7 protein-coding genes are annotated in these 6,407 nt (G+C 66.2%); 4 read left to right on the forward strand and 3 right to left on the reverse strand.

The window, feature by feature from the left end; translation table 11 throughout:
* Window positions 1–182: 182 nt before the first annotated feature.
* Entirely contained in the window at window positions 183–785 is a 603-nt protein-coding gene (locus tag ACODRZ_RS11840) for a superoxide dismutase (RefSeq protein ID WP_488970198.1), read from the forward strand.
* Between the two features lie 190 nt (window positions 786–975).
* A complete protein-coding gene (locus ACODRZ_RS11845) occupies window positions 976–2,136 on the forward strand; it encodes an MFS transporter (RefSeq protein ID WP_488970197.1) in 1,161 nt (386 codons plus the stop codon).
* Window positions 2,137–2,184: 48 nt separating this feature from the next.
* Here ACODRZ_RS11845 and ACODRZ_RS11850 read toward each other — a convergent pair whose 3' ends face one another.
* Complete coding sequence (locus tag ACODRZ_RS11850; protein ID WP_488970196.1) at window positions 2,185–2,733, reverse strand: sigma-70 family RNA polymerase sigma factor; 549 nt, start codon at window positions 2,731–2,733, stop codon at window positions 2,185–2,187.
* Window positions 2,726–3,118 (reverse strand): NepR family anti-sigma factor, encoded by a 393-nt coding sequence (locus ACODRZ_RS11855; protein ID WP_488986201.1) that lies wholly within the window; start codon window positions 3,116–3,118, stop codon window positions 2,726–2,728. Before ACODRZ_RS11855 ends, ACODRZ_RS11850 begins: the two co-directional genes overlap by 8 nt.
* A gap of 65 nt (window positions 3,119–3,183) precedes the next feature.
* On the opposite strand from ACODRZ_RS11855, the gene ACODRZ_RS11860 reads away from it, so the two are divergent.
* Complete coding sequence (locus ACODRZ_RS11860; RefSeq protein ID WP_488970194.1) at window positions 3,184–4,869, forward strand: CHASE domain-containing protein; 1,686 nt, start codon at window positions 3,184–3,186, stop codon at window positions 4,867–4,869.
* Between the two features lie 90 nt (window positions 4,870–4,959).
* A complete protein-coding gene (locus ACODRZ_RS11865; RefSeq protein ID WP_488970193.1) occupies window positions 4,960–5,307 on the forward strand; it encodes a PilZ domain-containing protein in 348 nt (115 codons plus the stop codon).
* 71 nt (window positions 5,308–5,378) lie between these two features.
* On the opposite strand, the gene ACODRZ_RS11870 is transcribed toward ACODRZ_RS11865, so the two are convergent.
* Window positions 5,379–6,170: a response regulator gene (locus ACODRZ_RS11870; protein WP_488970192.1), complete on the reverse strand. Its 792-nt coding sequence runs from the start codon at window positions 6,168–6,170 to the stop codon at window positions 5,379–5,381.
* Window positions 6,171–6,407 lie beyond the last annotated feature (237 nt).

Genomic DNA, 6,407 nt, shown 5'->3' on the forward strand with positions numbered 1-6,407 from the left:
GGCGACCACGGGAGAGGATGGCGGAGACCCCGCCATCCTTTTTCGCATGAGAAATTCAAAATGCCGCGATTGCGCGCTTGAATTGTTGCGCCGCACGTCAGACATAGGCCGCGATCTCTTCAGCGCGTCACGGCTCCCGCCGGGATGCGGCCCAGCTTCAAAACCTGAATAAGGACATGACCATGACCATTGCCCTGATGCCGCTGCCCTACGCGCAGGACGCGCTTGAACCGCACATCTCGAGCAAGACGCTGGAGATCCACCACGGCGCCCACCACAAGACTTACGTGGACAAGCTGAACGCCGCGATCGCCGGCACCGAGAACGAAGGCAAGTCGGTCGAAGAGATCGCCAAGTCGGCTTCCGGCCCGCTGTTCAACAACTCGGCCCAGACCTGGAACCACGGCTTCTACTGGCACTCGCTGAGCCCTGAGAAGACCGCTCCCAGCGAGAGCCTGGCGGCTGCCATCACCGCCGACTTCGGCTCGCTCGACGCGCTGCTCGAAGCGCTCTCGAACGAGGCCGTCAACCACTTCTCGAACGGCTGGGCCTGGCTCGTCGTCGAGGGCGGCAAGCTCAAGGTGATCTCGACGCACGACGCCGACAGCGCGCTCGTCAAGGACGTGACCCCGCTGCTCACCGTCGACGTGTGGGAGCACGCCTACTACATCGACCAGATGAACAAGCGCCCGGCCTACGTGAAGGCGGTCCTTGAGAACATCCTCAACTGGAAGTTCGCCTCGGACAACTTCGACCGCGGCACCGCCTGGACCTACCCGGCCTAATCCGGCCGGCGCAGGCCGAACGCCAGACAGGCTTTTCGAAGCCCCCGCTTCCGGCAAGGGAAGCGGGGGCTTTGTTTTTGCAGGTTCGATGACGAACGGGGCGCATCGAACGCAGGCCTCGCCTTGCGTTGCCGTTGGTCCCCTGCGACAACCCCTTGGGGCCAGCGGAAAGGCGGGGGCGGGCAATCTCGTGAAGCGTGCGTGGATCACACTGGGGCTGGTGGTCGGCGGAACCATCGTCGGCTTGATGGGCACCGATCTGGTGCTGCCCGCCGTGCCGCGCCTGCCCGAAGTGCTGGGAGGCGATCCCGCCCATGCGCAACTGGTGCTCGCGGCCTATGTCGGCGGATCATGCCTCGGCCTGCTCGGCTTCGGCGCGCTTGGCGACCGGGTCGCGACATCGCGGCTGTTCCTCGGCTCGCTGCTGGCGACGGCGCTGGTGTCACTGGCCTGCGCGCTGGCGAGCAGCATCGGCGTGCTGATCGTCCTGCGCGCACTGCAGGGCCTCGTCGCGGCGGGGCCGGCCGTCTTCGCGCCGGGCATCATAAAAGCGATGTTCGACGAGACCCGCGCGGTGCGGGCGATCGGCCTGCTCGGCAGCATCGAATCGCTGGCTCCCGCGCTGGCTCCCATCGCTGGGGCCGGGTTGCTGGCGCTAGGCGGCTGGACCCTCAATTTCGAAGTCATGGCTGCCGTTGCCGCCGTGGTGGCGGTGCTGCTGGCCTCGACCGGCGGGTTGCCGCAAGTGAGCCGACGCGGGCGGGGCAGTTATGCCGAGCTGCTGCGAGACCCCACTTTCCTGCGCTATGCGCTGAGCCAGGCGGCGGTGCTGGGAGGGCTGCTCGTCTTCGTGTTCGGAATGCCCACGGTCTTCGTGCGGGTGCATGGCGGGACGCTCGGGGATTTCATCATGATGCAGCTTTGCGGCATCGCCACGTTCATCCTCGCGGCCAATACCTCATCGCATGTCGGCGCGAGGCTGGGGGCGGAGCGGGTGATCGCGCTGGGCACCTGGCTGGCGGCGGCGGGCGCACTCGGTCAGTTCGCCTATGCGCTTTCGGGCGGGACATCCGCGTTGGTGATCACCGCGCTGTTCGTACCGGTGAACGGCGGCCTCGGCCTGCGGGGGCCTGCGGGCTTCTTCCGGGCGATTCTCGCCAGCCACGGAGACGACGCGCGCGGCAGCGCGCTGGTTGTGCTGTTCATCCTGGGCGCGGCGGCGGTGGGCACCGGACTGATTTCGCCATGGATAGAGCAGGGAACCGTGCCCTTGGCCGGCACGGCCCTCGCATTCCATGGGCTTTCGGTCCTGTGCCTTCTCGCGCTACCGCCGCTGCGGACGGCGGGCTGAGCCGGCGCCGCGAAATTCGCCGTCAGCGAATTTCCAACCAGACCAAGTCTAACCCGCCTTGCGGGTCTTGACCTCGACCTGCTGCGGCTCGTCGCCATCGAGCATCCGCGCAAGGTCCGCGCGGGCGCGGGCGACGCGGCTCTTCATCGTGCCGATCGGGCAGCCAGCGATCTCGGCCGCCTCCTCGTAGCTGAATCCGGAAGCGCCGACGAGCAGCACGGCCTCGCGTCGTTCGGGGGCCAGCTTCTGCAGCGCGGTCTCCATGTCGTCGAGGTGGAGCGGCGCTTCCTGGTCGGGCTCCATCACCAGCATCTTCTCGACGACGCCTTCGTCGAGATCGGTCTGGCGCCTGGAGCGGCGCAGTTCGGACAAGTAGTGGTTGCGCAGGATCGCGAAGGTCCATGCGCGCATGTTGGTGCCCGCCTGATAGCGTTCGCGGGCGGTCCATGCCTTGATCGCGGCTTCCTGCACGAGATCGTCTGCGAAGTCGGAGCGACCGGAAAGACCGCGGGCAAAGGCGCGCAAGTGCGGGAGGACGGCGAGCAATTCCTTGCGGAAACCTTCGTCGGCGGCGCTGGGCGAAATCCGCTCAGACATCGCCGTCGTCGTCCAGCTTCTTCAGGAGATCCTTGAAGCTGTCCGGCAGCGGCTCTTCCACTACGGAGTTGTAGAGCTTCCTCAACCCCCCGGCCCAGCCGGGTTCTCCGTCTCTACGGACTTCGGGCGGCAAGCCGGGCACAGGGCCGGATTCACCACGTCCATTGGGCTGATTCAACACGAACTCCCTTTCACCGAAAGCACACTTGCGGCGAGACCGGGGAACGGTCAAGCCCGGCGCGCAGCCTGATCTCCTTTGGCGCGAACGCTGGCGGGTAGGGGGCGCTGTCTCGGGCATCGTCCGGTCTGCAAGCCGAGCGGACGTCGTTTGCAGATGGAACAATCCACGTCGACCATGGTTCCCCTCGGCGTAAAGTGTTGGCATAGCGCAATGCTTGTGGTCATAACTGATCGCAACGCGACGGAGTTTATGGTGCAGGACGTTGCCGGGTGATTGACCAGGCTCTGCTCGACAGGGTTCAGAAGCAGGCGTGGTTCCACAAGTATCCGCGCGGTTGGCCGTTCCTGCTGTTCATCATCGCCAGCATGACGACGGCGGTGTCGGTCATGGCCATCGAGCGCGCGGACAAACAGACGCGCGCGATCGAGCTTGACCGCCAGCTTACCGAGATTTCCTCCGCGCTCCAGCGTCGCGTGACCGAGAACATCGCGCTCCTGCGTGCCGGCAGCGCCCTGTTCGCGACGCAGGACGTCGTCTCGCCCGAGCAGTTCGCCGAGTTTTCGCGCGATCTGCAGGGCGACGGAACGCTCTACGGCTCGCTCGGCATGGGCTGGGCGCCGCTGATCCCGGTGAACAAGCTGGCCGACTTCGAAGTGGCCACGCAGACCGCCGGGCGTATGGACTTCAGCGTCGATCCCCGTCCCGAAGCCGGGCAGAAGTACGTCGTCCCGGTCTATTATCTCGAGCCGCAGTCGCCAGGCAACAAGCGCGCGATCGCGTTCGACATGTTCTCCGAGCCGGTGCGCCGCCGCACGATGGAACGGGCCATGGCGCGGCGCGGGCCTGCCGCGACGGGCGTGGTCCATCTCGCGCAGGACGGTTTCCGCGCGCCCGGCCGCGACCCGGACGTCGCTGACGCGGCCTTTCTCATTTACATGCCGGTCACCACCGAACGTGGCGGGCGGCGCTGGGTCAAGGGCTTCGTCTATAGCCCGTTCCGCGCGCAGACGTTTCTCGGCTCGGCCAGCGAACTCTATCGCAACGACGCCATCGACATCGCCATCTACGACGATCACGTCGCGCCCGACACGCTTCTGGCCGAGCAGCGCGGTGCCGACGGATTGACTGGCCCCACCATCGAGCGCCGCATCGACGTCGCCGGGCAGGCGTGGATCGTCGAGGTCAGCGACCGCAAGGCCAATGCGCTCTCACCGCTTTCGCGCCTGACGCTGTTCTTCGGGGCACTCGCCTCGCTGATGGTCATGGCGATCGGACGGCTGATCACCAAGCGCGCGGCGGAAGACCGGGTGGTGCTGGAATGGCTGACCAACCAGGCCTCGATCCGCAATTCGCTGACGCGCGAGCTGAACCACCGGGTCAAGAACACGCTGGCCAACGTGCTGTCGATCGCGGCGCTGACGCGGCGGCGCTCGAAGGGCATCGACGATTTCACCGAGAGCCTGACCGCGCGTATCCGGGCGCTGTCGGCGACGCACGACCTGCTCTCGCAGTCCGACTGGGGCCATGCGGCGCTGGGCGACATCGTGCGTTCGGAACTGGCACCTTACATGGAAGGCAACGAGAGCCACGTCGTCATGTCAGGCCCGGCGATCAAGCTGGCGCCCAACGATGCCATGTCCCTCGGGCTCGCCATTCACGAACTGGCGACCAATGCCGCCAAGTATGGCGCCCTCAGTACGATAGAGGGGCGCATCCACGTGCAGTGGACCCTGGCGTCCCCCGACCTTGCCGAGATCCACTGGCGCGAAGAAGGCGGCCCGCCGGTCGCCGAGCCGACCAAGCGCGGCTTCGGGCGCGATCTCATCGAAAAGATCGTCGCGCATGAACTGAAGTCGGAAGTGGATCTGCGGTTCGAGCCGGGCGGCGTCGAGTGCCGCCTCAAGGTGCCGGTGCGCGCCTCGCGCGAGTTCGTGTTGCGGAACGAACGGCGATAATACCCGGGCCGCCTTCGCGCCTGGATCCATTATCGATTACTTAAGCGGTGCCATAGTAATGCCCTGCCGACAACATCGGGGGTAATTGCGATGGAAGCGCGTAACTGGAGCCGTCACATCGTCGAGCAGGACGTCACCTGCCTGGTCGACGGGATGCGGGAGCAGGTCTTTCTCTACGACCTCTCCGTCGGTGGCTGCATGTTCGAGATGACCCGCGACCGCGACATGCGCGAGCGATCGGCGATCCTGGACCTGCAAGGGCAGGGCACCGTGCAGGGTCAGGTGGTCTGGCAGGTCGGTCGCTGCATCGGCATGCGCTTCGATGCGCTGATCCGCGAGACGGTCGTGCGGCGACTGGGCTTCACGCCGCCGGTCGAGGACTTCGCCATCCACGCCGCGCGCGAGCCCAGCGGCCACGCTCCGCTGCCGCCGTTTTGATCCGGCGGCTTTGTAGCGAAGCCCCGGCAGTCATCCCCGCCTTCACGGGGATGACGAGGATGTAAAATTCCTTAGGCCTGCGGGCGCGTCGAGTTGAAGAACAGCGCCTGGCTGATCGTTGCGCGCACGGTGGTTTCCTGGAACGGCTTGGTGACGAGGTAGGTCGGTTCAGGCCGCTCGCCGGTGAGGAGGCGTTCCGGGTAGGCGGTGATGAAGATCACCGGCACTTCGCCGAACTTGAGCAGATCCTCCACCGCATCGATGCCCGAGCTGCCATCGGCCAGCTGGATGTCGGCGAGCACGAGGCCGGCGGGGTGCTTCTCGAAGATCTCGACAGCCTGCTTGTGGGTGGCGGCAGTGCCGACGACGGTGTGGCCGAGATCGTTGACGAGGCCTTCCAGCTGCATCGAGATAAGCGGCTCGTCCTCGATGATGAGCACTTGCGTGGTGCTTTCACCTTCGATCTCGGTGATGGCCTGCGCGACGAGTGCGTCGACTTCCTCCACCTCGAGGCCAAGGATCGTCGCGGTTTCCTCGCGCGTGAATTCCTCCACCGTGGTCAGTAGCAGGGCCTGGCGGTGCGTCGGTGCGACGGCAGACAGGCGTTCCTGCGCAGCCTGTTCGTGCACGCCGCCGACATCGCCTGCGGGTTCCTCGACATGGCCGGTCGACCAGATGCGGGTGAAGGCTTCGTAGAGGGCCGCGCGGCTGCGGGCGATGGCGTCTCGCAGCGAGCGATCCGCAAGCGCCGCCTCCAGCGTCGCGCGGACATAGGCGTCGCCCGAATGCTGCGAGCCGGTAAGGGCGCGCGCATAGCGGCGCAGGTAGGGCAGCTGGATCGCAATCTGATCAGAGACGGACATTCAAGTTCCTCAAGGCCTATGGGGGAAGTCGACTTCCCGATTGCACGTCGATGGGCGCCCTTTGCGCCTGAAGGCCGGTGTCGTTTGTCTGACTCCGCCGGGCGTATAGGGCAACCGGAAAATTTTTTGCGGTGAGACGCTTTTCCGGGAACCAACGAAAGGGCGCTACGTTCCCACAATATCACCACTGGCGGGGGGGGGGGGGGGGGGGGGGGGGGGGGGGGGGGGGGGGGGGGG

It is taken from the genome of Novosphingobium sp. FG90 (assembly GCF_057808725.1).